This is a genomic window from Variovorax sp. KBW07, assembly GCF_003852515.1.
Classification (GTDB): domain Bacteria; phylum Pseudomonadota; class Gammaproteobacteria; order Burkholderiales; family Burkholderiaceae_C; genus Variovorax.
Genome location: NZ_QAJK01000122.1, coordinates 11,703 through 24,141, shown reverse-complemented (window position 1 = coordinate 24,141; position 12,439 = coordinate 11,703). Strand labels below are relative to the sequence as shown.

The window sequence follows — 12,439 nt, the reverse complement described above, 5'->3', positions numbered from 1 at the left end:
CCATGACGAGCCTGCGCAATGCAACCCGTAAATTAAATGAACATCAGCCCAGCATCACGATGCCGCCCGGAAAGCTGCGCATCCGTGCGCCATAGAGTTCGCGGATCATCAAGAGCGCGTTGTCGACGCTGCGCAGATTCAGTTGCATCGTGACCAGCGTGCGGCCCAGTTCCTCGTTGCGCAGGAGCACCTTGCCCGGCCGGTAGCGATTGATCTCCTCGACCACTTCCGACAGCGGCATGCGGTCAAAAGACAGCAGCCCGGTGCGCCACCTGTCGACGCTGGCCAGGTCCACGCGCACGACTTCCCGCAGGCCCGCCGTGTCGTAGCTGACCTGCCGCCCGGCTTCGAGCGAGCGCTGCTCGCCGTTCACCGACACCGTCACGCGGCCATCGAGACAGGTCACGCAGACCTGCGGCCCGGTGTGGCGGATGTTGAAACGCGCCGCGCGGGCCAGCAGGCGGCCGCCCCCTGTCTCGACGAAGAAATCGCTCGTGCCGCTGGCGGCCACTTCAGCCTCCCCGGCCAGCAGTGCCATGCCGCGAGGACGCTCGCCACCGCCGATGCGATTGACCCGCGTCTGCGTGTTCATGTTCACCCTGACGTCCTGTCCCAATGCCACCTGCCGCTGCTCGCCGGTCGCGGTGCGGTAGTCCGCCATCAGGTCGCCGACCGAAGGCCACAGGCCCAGGGGCGGATCGACCACCATCGCACCGGCGGCCACCGAAGCCGCCACCGCGCCACCGAGAAATGCCCGGCGCCCCGGCGAGTGCAAGGCCGCCGACAGGCCCGACCAGGAAGTGCAGGAAACGCCCGACCACGGGAAAGCCCGAGCCCGCGGCGCCTGGCCTACCGCTTCCTTGGCGAGCAAGGGATCGAGCGCAGACCACGTCCGCATGAGGTCGCGCCACGCCTGCGCATGTGCCGCGCTGTGGGTGGCCCATTGCCGGAATGCATCGGCATCGGCTCGTGTGGCGCCGCCCGAATGCAGGCGCACCCACCAGGCCTGCGCCTGGCGTTCAAGCGCACCCGGTTCGGATTCGGAGGAAGACATGGCGCTCATCGTCAGTATTTTCTCGGGCCGGCAAAGTGGCCGCGCTGTGCAGCCTCCACATCCGGCAGATGCTTCTTGCAGAATTCCAGCGCCGCGCGCAGTTCTTTTTCGACCGTGCTCAGCGACACGTCGAAGCGCCGGGCGATCTCGTCGTTCAGCTGCCCCTCGACGCGCGCCGCCACCAGGATGGCGCGGCGCCGCGCCGGCATGCGGCCCAGCACCAGGCCCAGAGCACGCACATCGCTGCGCGCGCTGGCAATTCGTTCCGGGTCGCTCACCTCGTCCACGATGTGCACCAGGTCATCGATCTCGCCGCGCACCAGCAGCACGTTGCTCTGGCGGTAGTGGTCGGTGGCGATGTTCGCCGCCATGCGCAGCAGGTAGGCGTCGGCGTTGTTCACCGTGCCCGTATCGCCCATTGCCGCGAGCCGCAGCCAGGTTTCCTGCATGGCATCGGCCGCGTCGTCGCGCGAGCCGACGATGCGCTCGAGCTTGCCGCGCAACTCGACATAGCGCGCGACCATGCGCGCGCGCAGCGTGGACGACAAGCCTTCGTTCATGGCGTGCGCACTTCGCCGGAATAGGACGCCTGGCTGCAGTCGGACTCCGCGCCCGGCCCTTCCGGCAACAGCAGGACCACGAGCGGCTGCGGCAGCGTGGGCGGCGGCGGGCTGTCGACCGCCAGCGAGCGCACCCGCCCCTGCACGGCCGCATCGCGGGCCGCATCGCCCGTCGTGCTCAGGAGACGGAAGCGCTCCACCGCGCCGCGCGCATCCAGGCGCAGCAGCAATGCAAGGCGGTAGCTGCCCGGCCGCGTTTCGGCCGAGGCGCACAAGGTGCTGCGCAAGGCCTGCTGGACCCGGGCGGCGTAGGACTGATGCAAGACTTCCCCTTCTTTGAATCCAGACTCTTCCATGCCCGCGGCCTCGGGCAGGGCCTGCGAAGCGGCATTGCCGGGAATGCGGGCGGCGTGAATCACCACCGACGTTGCATTCGCATGACGCGCCTGCAGGCCTGTTCCCACCAGCATGGCTTCCAGGGCCTCCTGTGCCGTCAACGTTCCTCGCACGGCACCGGAGGAACGCTGCGCATGCTGGCCATCGATCAATATGTCCAGTCCGGTCGCCTTGCTGTAGGCATCGATGGCATCGCCCAGGCGCTGCGCCGCGATATCGAACTCGATGCGCACCACCGGTGTCATCCGCATGGCCGGCGCGGTCTGCTGCTGCGCCTGCGCGATACGGGTGCCGAACAGCGGTGCCGCACAGGCCAGGCACCAGGCCAGTGCCAGGACACGGACCGATGCCGAATTCACGTTCATACCGGGTTGACGCACATGCTCCTGAGTTGCCGCACCTGCCGCAGTGCCCGAAGGGCACGCCGACAAACCGGAACGACATTAGCCCGCCGAGGTGACGCTCGCATGACATCGCAAGGTGGTGCAAGACGGTGGGTTGGTTTGGGTTCGACCCGGCACGCGGACACGAAAAACCCCGAAGGGTCGGACCGCGCCTCGACGCGGTCTTTTCCTTCGGGGTCATTCGAACCGGCGGCTCCCAGATGCGCCGGTTTCGAACCCTCGCGTTGTTGCGTCCGCCGATCAGTTGGCGGCGACCGGGCGGCCGATGCCGTTGCAGACGTTGGTGTTGCCGATGGCCAGCGGGTGCGTGCCGCTCAGGAACACGTCGTTGATCGCCTTCTTCCAGTTCGTCGTGGTGGTGCCCGTGGCGGGCAGGTTGACGAAGTTGTGGGTGGTTTCGATCTTCGTGTCGTACGTCGTGCCGTAGAGGCCGGCCAGGAAGGTCTTGATCTTGCCTTGCACGACCGTGTCCTTGTAGCACTGGTTCACCAGCAGGTTGGTCGTGCCGAAGATCGGATAGCCAGTGGCTGGCTTGGCGTATGCCGGCACCCAGTTGAGCGGGTTCATGGCAGCCGTCAGTTCAGGAGCGGTCAGGCCGGCCGTCGGCAGTGCGGTACCTGCGAGCACGGTGCGGATTGCGGAAGCCGCCGGCAGGTTGCCGTTGATCTTCGCAACCACCGAATTGTCGCTGCCGGTGTAGTTGGTTTCGGGGCTCAGGTAGCCGATGCGGCCATCGGTGCCGAACGCGCTCGACACGCCGCTGCTGCCAGTAACGCCCACCCAGTGGCTGGGAATCGTGCCGCCAGTGACGGCGCCGGACACCACGGTCGTGAAGGCGTTGGACACGGCGAAACCAGAGCCCGAGCAAGCGGCTGCGAGGTAACGGCTCAGCAGCTCGGTGGTGCCACTGGTGTCGGTGCGATAGACCACGCGAACCAGGTTCGTGCCAGGGTTCGTGGGGGTGGCGGTGCCCAGCAGCTGTTCCCAGGTCAGGTTCGGCTGGAGGCTGGGCGGGCTGCTCACGATCAGCGGCTTGTTGCTGAACACCGCGCACACCTTCGCGTCCGTCAGGTCCAGCGCGGTCACACCGGTGCGCTTGTAGGGAAGCAGCACCGAGGTGGCGACGGCCGGGATCTGGATCAGGCGGCCCCAGGCAGCCGGGTCCGTCGCGGGCTTGCCGACGTGAGCGGTGTTGTAGGTGTCGCGCTCGGTCGCGCTCAGGGCGGAATCGCTGCCGGCGAAATGCACCGATTGCGTGACGGGCCACAGGAACGAGAGGTTGTCCGAACCCTGCGACTCGTTGTAGTAGTTGGTCTTCAGGCTCGTGGCCGTGCCCGAGCGCGGAACCACGTTCGACAGGAAAGCCGACTTGCCGATACCGCTGCCGGTGCCGCTGTAGCTGAAGTCGGTCTTGCCGACACCGCTCGGGAGGATGTCGTCATACAGGATCTCGGGCAGGGTCGCGCCACCACCCACCACGATGTTTGCTTGCGCGGAAGCCGCACCCGCAGCCAGAAGACCCGCCATCATCACAGCCGACAAAGCGACCGTCTTGAACTTTGCATTCATGGAAACTCCTTTGAATGGACCAAAAGAAATGAGCTGCCAGGGACATGGCGTTTGTGTTTTTTGCCTGTCCCTTCGCTGCCTGTGTCGCCCCTCTGGCGACGCCTTCATCTTCTTTTCCACAGGTGACAGGAGCCCGAAAAAAGCTCGGGAACACGGCCACAAAAACTCCCGTGTCCGATGCTGTTTTCGCGAGCGGATGCTCCCGAAAATTCAACGCACCATCTGGTTGATTTCCATGATCGGCATGAGCACGGCGAGCACGATCATCATCACGACGCCGCCCATCGCAAGGATCATCAAGGGCTCGAGCAGTGTGGTCAGGCGCATGGCCCGCCGCTCCAGATCGCGGGAGAGGTTCTGCGCGGCACGCTCGAACATGGCCGCGAGCGCACCCGTCTTCTCGCCGCTGGCCACGAGGTGCACGAGGTTCGACGGAAAAATCTTTTGCGCTTTGAGTGCCGCGGCGAGCGGCGTGCCCTCTTTGACGCGGCCGGTGGCTTCGAGCACGCAGCGCTTGAGCCATTCGTTCACAAGCGTCTGCCGCGCGGCTTCGAGCGCGCGCAGCAGCGGCACGCCCGCATCCATGAGGATCGACAGCGTGGACGCGAAGCGCGCGGTGTCGACGCCGAGCGCATAGCGCCCGACCATGGGCATGCGCAGGATCAACCCGTGCCAGCGCAACCTGCGCCTCGCATCGCGCAACGACGCGCGCGCCACAGCCCAAGCGCCGACGATGAGGCCCGCGGTAAGCCAGCCCCATTCGCGCACGAAGGCGCTTGCGGCCAGCATGACGCGGGTGATGGCCGGCAGCTCCTGCCGCGCCTGCGCGAAAGCGCCGATGACCTGGGGCACCACGTAGCCCAGCAGGAACACGACGATGCACAGCGACACGAAACCGACGATGGCCGGATAGATGAAAGCAGTGAGCACCTTGCCGCGCAGGTTGTCGCGGTTCTCCAGGTAGTCGGCCAGCCGCTCCATCACGCGCGCGAGGTCGCCGGAGTCTTCGCCCGCGCTCACCAGCGCGCGGTAGATTTGCGGAAAGTCGCGTGGCCGTTCGCCCAGTGCATCGGCCAGCCGCATGCCGGCGCGCACGCTGTCGCACACGGCGCTGAGCGATTCGGCGACGTGCTTGCGCTCGGCCTGCTCGATGGTCGCGACCAGCGCCGCTTCGAGCGGCAGGCGCGCACCGAGCAGGCTGGACAGCTCGCGCGTGGCCCAGCACAGGTCGGCCGCGCCGAGCCTGGGGCTGAGCCAGGCGAATGCCCCGCCGCTGCCCGCCTTCTCTCGAATGTCGAGCGGCGTGAGGCCGCGCTCGCGCAACTGCGCGCGCACCGAGCGCGCGGACTCGCCTTCGGTGGTGCCGCGCTGGATGTCGCCGCCGGCAGTGGCGGCCTCGAATTCGAAACGTGCCATGGCGTAAGCCCCGCCCGGTCAGGCGTCGCGCGTCACGCGCAGGATTTCCTCGGCGGTGGTCACGCCGTCGCGCACCCAGCGCTGGCCGTCTTCGCGCATGGAGCGCATGCCGTGGCGCACGGCGGCGGCGCGCATGGCCTGCTCGTCGCCGCCTTCGTGAATCAGGCGCCGGATGTCTTCGTGCACCACGAACAGTTCATGGATGCCGGTGCGGCCTTTGAAGCCCGAGTGGCCGCAGGCCGGGCAACCGACCGGCACGTAGGCCACGCTGCCATCGGCCCGGGTCTGCGGCGCCTTGCAGGCCGGGCACAGGCAGCGCACCAGCCGCTGCGCCAGCACGCCGAGCAACGACGACGACAGCAGGAAGGGCTCGATGCCCATGTCGCTCATGCGCGTGACGGCCGACACCGCGTCGTTGGTGTGCAGCGAGGCCAGCACGCCGTGGCCGGTCAGCGACGACTGCACGGCGATCTGCGCGGTCTCCAGGTCGCGGATCTCGCCGATCATGATGTTGTCCGGGTCTTGCCGAAGCGCCGCGCGCAAGGCCGCGCCGAAGGTCATGCCGATCTTGCTGTGCACGGGAATCTGGCCGATGCCCGGCAGGTCGTACTCGACCGGATCTTCGACGGTGAGGATGTTGCTGGTGCTCAGGTCGAGCTGGCCCAGCGCCGCATACAGCGTGGTGGTCTTGCCGCTGCCGGTGGGGCCGGTCACGAGCACGATGCCGTGCGGCTGCCGCACGAGGCGCGTGAGTTCGGCCAGCGTGTCGGGCGCCATGCCCAGGCGTTCGAGCCGCAGGCGGCCGGCGTCTTTTTCGAGCAGGCGCAGCACGGCGCGCTCGCCGTGGGCCGTGGGCACGGTCGATACGCGCACGTCGATGGGCCGGCCACCCACGCGCAATGTGATGCGGCCGTCTTGCGGCAGGCGCTTTTCGGCGATGTCGAGCTGCGACATGATCTTGATGCGCGAGATGAGCGCCGCATGCAGCGCCCTGCGCGGCGCCACCACGTCGCGCAGCGTGCCGTCGACGCGGTAGCGCACCACCGAATGGGTCTCGAACGATTCGAGGTGCACGTCGCTCGCACCGTCGCGCGCGGCCTGGGCCAGCAGCGCGTTGATCATGCGGATGACGGGCGCGTCGTCCTGCGCATCGAGCAGGTCGGTCACGGCGGGAATGTCCTGCATGAGCCGCGCCAGGTCGACCTGCTGCTCGACCGCGCCGACCACCGAGGCGGCGTCGTCGGCCTCTGCGTAGTTGTTGCCGAGCAGTGCGTCCATTTCCTGCGGACCGACCTGGCGCAGCGGCAGCTTGCCGAGCAGCAGCCGCGCCTCGACGATGGCCCAGCCCGGCGTGCGCTGGCACACCACGAGCGTGGGCGTGCCGCCGTCGTGCTGCACCACGAGCCGCTGGCTGCGCGCCCAGGCATGCGGCAGCGTGGCTACCACGTGGGCAATTTCGGGCGGCGCGGCGTTCATGGCGTGTCCACCCGCTCGGGCCGGTAGCCCAGTTCGCGCAGCACCGTCATTGCGTTGTCGACCGATTGCGCATCGCGCGGAACGTCGGCCCGCACCAGGTTGCCCTCCCCGCCCGGCCCGCCGACGATGTACGCGCCGATGCCGCTGATGCGCACGCGCTTGACGATGCGCACCGCGTCCGACTCCGAATTGGTGTCGGCGATCTGCACCACCGCGAGCTTGTCGTTGGCCGCACCGGAAGACGCTGCGGCATCGGATTCGACGGTCACGCCCTTCGGCAGCTGCGAGCGCAGCACGGGTGGTGGCGGTGCCGCTGCCGCAGGCGACTGCCGCGTCTCGCTGGCCGATGCGGTGGGCGGTGGCGCCTGCTCGCGCGTGCGCTCCCAGTTCTGCGGACGCAGGTCGACCGCGGGCGCATCCGCCGGCGGCAACACCGGGCCGCCGGTGTCGGGCAGCAGGCCGTAGGGCATCGGCCGTATGCGCCCCTGCTGCATGCGCATGAAGTTGTAGCGGTCGAGCGTGAGGCTGCGGCTCGCATTGGCATCGCGGATCACGTAGGGCCGCAGGAAGATCATCAGGTTGGTCTTGACCCGCTGGCGCTTGTCGTAGCGAAACAGGTTGCCCACCACCGGCAGCGAGCCCAGGCCCGGCACGGCCTCGGTGCCGTTGGACACGTTGTCTTCCATCAGGCCGCCCAGCACCATGATCTGCCCGTCATCGACCAGGATGCTGGTGTCGAGCGCACGCTTGTTGGTCACGATGCCCGATACGTCGGAGGCCTGCGTGTCGATGTTCGACACCTCCTGGTAGATGTCGAGCTTGACCGTGCCGCCCTCGGAAATCTGCGGCCGGATGTTCAGCTTCAGGCCGATGTCTTCGCGCTGGATGGTCTGGAAGGGGTTGGTGCTGCTGTTGCCGTTGGTGATGTACTGCCCGCTCACGAAAGGCACCGTCTTGCCGACCATGATGGAAGCCGCCTCGTTGTCCAGCGTGAGGATGTTGGGCGTCGACAGCACGTTGGCGCCGTTCTTGGTCTGCAGCGCGCGCGCCAGCATCTTGAGGTTGAGAATTTCTCCCACGCCCGGCAGCTTGACGGTGCCATCGACCACGCCGATGTTCAGCCCGCGGGGCATGGCCTCGATGGTGTTGCGGGCGTTCGGGTTGAATGTGGCCGCGCCGAAGTTCGCGCCACCGGTCACCCGGCCGTTGCGCCCGCCGGCCATCCACTGGATGCCCAGTTCCGATGCATCGGTCTCGGTCACTTCGACGATCAGGCTCTCGACCAGCACCTGCGCGCGCCGCTGGTCGAGTGTGTCGATCACGCGGCGCAGGCTGCGGTACATGGGCTCCGGCGCGGCAATGATCAGCGTGTTGGTGGTGGGGTCGGCCTGCACGGTGACGCCGCCGGCCGAGAAGGCGGTGGAGCCGCTGCCGCCTGCGCCACCCGCGCCGCCTGGCTGCGTGCCGGAGCCTGCGCCCGTGGCGCCGCGCAGGCCGTTGCCTGTCGAGCCGCTGCTGCCACCGCTGCCTGTCGCGCTGCTTGTACCGCTCGTGCTCCGGCTCGCCGAGCTGCTGCCCGAAGCGCCGTTGCCCGCGCCGTTCGCGCCCCCTGCCCCGCCCAGCATGCCGCCCGCGCCGAGCGCCGCGCGCACCGAACCGCTGCCGGTGGTGGCAGGGTCGGGCGACTCGCCCGTCAGCAAGCCGCGCAGCACGCCGGCCAGGTGCACCGACTGCGCATTGCGCAGGTAGACCACGTGCAGGTTGCCGGGGTCGCTCTGCACGCTTTCGAGCTTGGCGACCAGCTCGCGTGCCAGTGTCGTTCGCCCGGGGCTGCTGGAGCGGATCACGATGCTGTTGGAGCGCGGGTCGGCCAGCACCACGATGTCGCGCTTGCCCTTGTCGCCGGTGCCCTCCAGCAGTTCGGTGGCCAGGCCGGCAATGTCCACCGCCACGCCGTTCTTCAGCTTGATGACTTCGGAGTCGAGCGAGGTCGGCGTGTCGATGCTCTCGATGATGCGGGCCAGCCGCTCGAGGTTGTCGATGTAGTCGGTCACCACCAGCGTGTTGTTCGCGGGGTAGGCGGTGATGGTGTTCTCGGCCGCGATGAGCGGCTTGAGCACCGGCACCATGGCCTCGGCGTTCTCGTAGTTCAGCCGGAAGGTGCGCGTGGCAAGCCCGCCGCCGGGGTTGCGCGTGTTGACCGAGCCGCCCTGCTGCTTTGCGTCGGCCACCGGCACGACGCGGCTGACGTCGCCCACGTCGACGATGGCAAAGCCGCGCATGCGCAATGCCGACGCGAGCATGCCGTAGGCCGTGGCTGCCGGCACCTCGCCTTCGGAGACCAGCGTGATCTGCCCCTTCACGCGGGGATCGAACAGGAAGTTGCGGCCCAGGAAGCGGGCCAGCGCGGAGACGACGGAAGTGATGTCGGCATCGACGAAGTTCAGGACGACCTTTTCGTCACGGCCGGCGCGGGCGGGCTGCGCGGTGGTCGCGCGGGCCGCGGGCGCCGACGGTGCAGACGGCACAGTGGTCGCACCGGCCGCGATCGACGGCAAGGCGACCAGCCCCATGCAACAGGCCACGGTCCATCGGCGCATTGCTGCGCCCTTCTGCTCTCGTATCACGGGCCATCCTTGTAGTGTGGGGTGGACTGCACGTCCACCACGCCGCGCACATGCCCTTGCGGGCCGGCGGCTGGGTCTGTTGCGGCAGTGGCAGCTGCAGTGGCGGCGCCGTCCGTGCGGTCGAGCACGGCGCCGGTCAATTCGAGGTCGGCGCGGGCGGACACGGCCAGCAGCCAGGGAAAGAGCTTTGCGGCGGCAACGGGCTCGGTGAATTCGATCCGCCAGGCTTTCGCGGGCGGTGCCTTGCCGGTGGTCGGTGGTGCGTCGGTCACCATCAGGTCGATGCGGTAGCGGCCTTGCAGGCCCGCGCGGTCGAGGCTGGCCTGTGGCGATTCGCTCAGAGCGCCGGCCCCGGCGACCGGCTGCGCCGTGGGCACGCCCGACAGCAGCTGGTCGAGTTCCGCGGATTGGGCGCGCAGCTTCGGCAGGTCGCGCTGCCAGCGCGCGACGTTGTCGAGCGCCGGCTTCGCGAAGGCCAGCCACAGCACGGCGAGCACCATCGCAAGAGCCGCGCCGCCCACGACAAGGCAGTCGCGTGCGGACAGCGTTCGCCAACGCGCCGTGCCTTCTCGCAGCCACTGGCGTGCGGGGGCCAGATGGCGGGCCAGCGGGCGCAGGCGGTCGTGCATCACGGCGTGCCCTTCTTGCCGGCTGCGTTGTTGTTGGACTCGGCTTCGGTCGATGGCACGGGCGCTGGCCCGGATGTGCCGATCGTCGTGCTGGCCACCGTCACGCGCAGCCCTTGCACATCACCTTGAACCGCCAGCCCCTGCTCGGTGGCCTTCGCCTGCAACGCCCGCCAGGCCTCCGCAGCCGGTGCCCCGCCGTCGCGCCAACGGACATGCAATTCGCCAGCTGAATAGCGCAGCCCCTGCACCTGGCCCGGCGCTGCCTGCGCGAGCAGGTTCGTGGCCGCGCGCAGCAGGCCCGCTGCATCCCCGGTCGCCGAGGGCGCCGCACCCGCCGCGAGCGCATCTTTCTGCTGCTTCGCCTGTTTCACGGGATCGACGACCACCGGCACGTCCGGAAAGGCCGCCTTCACACGCGCGGCCATCTGCCGCTTCAGCGCCTGCCCTTCCGACGCGAGCCGCGCCGCATGCACGTTCAATCCAGTCAGCCATACGGCGATGGCGACAACCCCCCAGCCGACAGCGGGCGCGAACAGCGCGGCGACCGCTCCACTGGTGCCTGCTTCATCCACGGACAGCGCCCAGCGCCAGCCTTCACCCGACCAGCTTTCGGCCGGGTCGCCATCGCCCGCCCACCGCACGGATGGCAACGGCGCATCGCCGCCGTCCGCCTGCGCCGCCACGAGGCCCGCCGCACGGTCGGTGCCTTCGGGCAGCCACTGCGTGAGGCCCTGGCTGGGGCCGGTACGGACCACGAGCCAGCGGTCGACCTGGCACGCGACCCAGCCTTGCGCGGGACACGGCAGAAAAGCCGCGGGCAACTGCAGTTCGCGCACCACCAGCCCGTGCTTTCGCAACAACGCGAGCCAGCCGTCGACCACACGGCGCGCAATCCACGCGGCCGGCACGACACCCTCCGCACCGCGCGGGCCGAAGCCGGTCACGAGCTTGTCCAGCGGCTGCAGCGCGCACGGCTCGATGGCGCCCTGCACTGCTGCATGCAAGCGCCGGCCCGACAGCGGCGGCAGCGTGAACGCGGACATCGGCACATCGCCGGGATGAAGGCTCACCTCCAGGCGCCGCGCACTGAACTCCGATGCGATGGCCGAGAGCATTCGCACGCCGCCATCGCGCCACCGTCCATCGGCCTGGCGCCAGCCGCATCGCACGGCCACATCGGTTGCGTCGCTCCCCGCCCACGGCGGCAGCATCAGGCGCAGCAGGTCGGCCTTCACACGCCCTCCCGCAGCCACACCACGCGCGGCAGCGTGGTCTTGTCGTCATGCAGCAGCGCCGCCTGCACGTACTTCGTGCGCGCGGTGTCGAGCACGCTCGCCACGCGAAACCAGTTGCTGGTGACGCCCATGCGCACCTCGCTCACGTCCTGCTCCGGCATGCGCAGGCGGTTGGCAAAGTCGCCGCGGTTGATGAACCACTGGCCCTTGTCCCGCGCCACCAGCAGCGCGCGGGCCTTGTCCAGCGAGAGCCCTTCCACCCCTGCGGCGACGACCTCCGCGCTCGCGGTGTTCGCGTTGATCCAGGTGCGCTCGGGCAGCACGGTCACGAAAGGCATCAGCCGTGCGAGCACGCCGGCGTCCACGCCGGGCACGGCCAGCAGGTCTTCGAGCGCGCGCAAGCGGGGTGCCTGCGCGGTGCGCGGCAGGTCCGCCGGCAGGCCGAGGCTTTCGGCGGCCCTGGCCGATGGTTCGCGCGCCGCATCGGGCGCGGCACCTTCCGCTTGCGCGCCCACGTCGCCCAAATCGCTCACATCGCCCAGGCTCACGGCCACGCGCCGCATGACCGATTTCGCCACCGGCGCCGGCACGCCCACCAGCGCGCACAGCCGCGTGAACACCCCGGCCTCCAGCGGATCGATGCGCCCGCGGTCCACCAGGTTGCGCAGATTGAACTTGCCCTGCTCGTCGCTGATTTCGCTGACCAGCCGCCCGCCGTCGGCGGCCACCTGGCCGGCGCCCTGGCGCAAGACCGGCCGGTTCCACAGCCCGTCGAGCCGCGTGGTCGGCTCGCGCACGGCCTCGGCGCGCAGCGTGCGCTGCGCCTCGTTGACTTCGCCGCGCAGCAGCCAGCGCGCCTGCGCGCGGAATTGCTCGCCCTGCGTGGTGCGAATGAAGGCCGACTGCCGACCCAGCAGGCTCGCCGCCAGCACCGCGATCACCGCGACGATCAGCAAGGCGCTCACCACCGCCATGCCGCACTGGCGCTGGCACTGGTATTGGCATTCGCGCGAACGGCTCTGCGCGGGCGAGCTTTTTCCCGCCTTCACGCCCTCCGGTTGGTCGGGCATGGC

10 protein-coding genes are annotated in these 12,439 nt (G+C 69.1%); all 10 read right to left on the bottom strand.

Annotation, left to right across the window (positions count from 1 at the left end; genetic code table 11):
- Positions 1–43: 43 nt before the first annotated feature.
- Positions 44–1,054, bottom strand: a complete 1,011-nt coding sequence (locus DBV14_RS23025) for a FecR domain-containing protein (RefSeq protein WP_185546102.1) — start codon at positions 1,052–1,054, stop codon at positions 44–46.
- An 11-nt stretch (positions 1,055–1,065) separates the two neighbouring features.
- Complete coding sequence (locus DBV14_RS23020) at positions 1,066–1,614, bottom strand: RNA polymerase sigma factor (RefSeq protein ID WP_124462449.1); 549 nt, start codon at positions 1,612–1,614, stop codon at positions 1,066–1,068.
- A complete protein-coding gene (locus tag DBV14_RS23015) occupies positions 1,611–2,375 on the bottom strand; it encodes an STN domain-containing protein (protein WP_124462447.1) in 765 nt (254 codons plus the stop codon). Before DBV14_RS23015 ends, DBV14_RS23020 begins: the two co-directional genes overlap by 4 nt.
- Positions 2,376–2,654: 279 nt before the next feature.
- On the bottom strand, positions 2,655–3,983 hold the full coding sequence (locus tag DBV14_RS23010) for a substrate-binding domain-containing protein (protein ID WP_260397193.1): 1,329 nt from the start codon (positions 3,981–3,983) through the stop codon (positions 2,655–2,657).
- 210 nt (positions 3,984–4,193) lie between these two features.
- Complete coding sequence (gspF, locus tag DBV14_RS23005) at positions 4,194–5,399, bottom strand: type II secretion system inner membrane protein GspF (RefSeq protein WP_124462445.1); 1,206 nt, start codon at positions 5,397–5,399, stop codon at positions 4,194–4,196.
- Positions 5,400–5,417: 18 nt separating this feature from the next.
- A complete protein-coding gene (gspE, locus tag DBV14_RS23000; RefSeq protein WP_124462443.1) occupies positions 5,418–6,875 on the bottom strand; it encodes a type II secretion system ATPase GspE in 1,458 nt (485 codons plus the stop codon).
- The gene (gene gspD / locus DBV14_RS22995) at positions 6,872–9,475 is read right to left on the bottom strand and encodes a type II secretion system secretin GspD (protein ID WP_124462441.1); all 2,604 of its coding nucleotides are present in this window, start codon (positions 9,473–9,475) and stop codon (positions 6,872–6,874) included. The genes gspE and gspD overlap by 4 nt, the downstream gene beginning before the upstream one ends.
- Positions 9,476–9,498: 23 nt before the next feature.
- Entirely contained in the window at positions 9,499–10,131 is a 633-nt protein-coding gene (locus tag DBV14_RS22990; RefSeq protein ID WP_260397194.1) for a type II secretion system protein M, read from the bottom strand.
- The gene (gene gspL / locus DBV14_RS22985; protein WP_124462437.1) at positions 10,131–11,366 is read right to left on the bottom strand and encodes a type II secretion system protein GspL; all 1,236 of its coding nucleotides are present in this window, start codon (positions 11,364–11,366) and stop codon (positions 10,131–10,133) included. Before gspL ends, DBV14_RS22990 begins: the two co-directional genes overlap by 1 nt.
- Complete coding sequence (gene gspK / locus DBV14_RS22980) at positions 11,363–12,436, bottom strand: type II secretion system minor pseudopilin GspK (RefSeq protein WP_185546100.1); 1,074 nt, start codon at positions 12,434–12,436, stop codon at positions 11,363–11,365. Before gspK ends, gspL begins: the two co-directional genes overlap by 4 nt.
- Positions 12,437–12,439: the final 3 nt, after the last annotated feature.

Coding starts and splice junctions, on each gene's coding strand:
- DBV14_RS23020 (WP_124462449.1), bottom strand. CDS start 1,614: ATGAACGAAGGCTTGTCGTCCACGCTGCGCGCGCGCATGGTCGCGCGC.
- DBV14_RS23010 (WP_260397193.1), bottom strand. CDS start 3,983: ATGAATGCAAAGTTCAAGACGGTCGCTTTGTCGGCTGTGATGATGGCG.
- gspK (WP_185546100.1), bottom strand. CDS start 12,436: ATGCCCGACCAACCGGAGGGCGTGAAGGCGGGAAAAAGCTCGCCCGCG.
- gspE (WP_124462443.1), bottom strand. CDS start 6,875: ATGAACGCCGCGCCGCCCGAAATTGCCCACGTGGTAGCCACGCTGCCG.
- gspF (WP_124462445.1), bottom strand. CDS start 5,399: ATGGCACGTTTCGAATTCGAGGCCGCCACTGCCGGCGGCGACATCCAG.
- DBV14_RS22990 (WP_260397194.1), bottom strand. CDS start 10,131: ATGCACGACCGCCTGCGCCCGCTGGCCCGCCATCTGGCCCCCGCACGC.
- DBV14_RS23015 (WP_124462447.1), bottom strand. CDS start 2,375: ATGAACGTGAATTCGGCATCGGTCCGTGTCCTGGCACTGGCCTGGTGC.
- gspD (WP_124462441.1), bottom strand. CDS start 9,475: ATGCGCCGATGGACCGTGGCCTGTTGCATGGGGCTGGTCGCCTTGCCG.
- DBV14_RS23025 (WP_185546102.1), bottom strand. CDS start 1,054: ATGTCTTCCTCCGAATCCGAACCGGGTGCGCTTGAACGCCAGGCGCAG.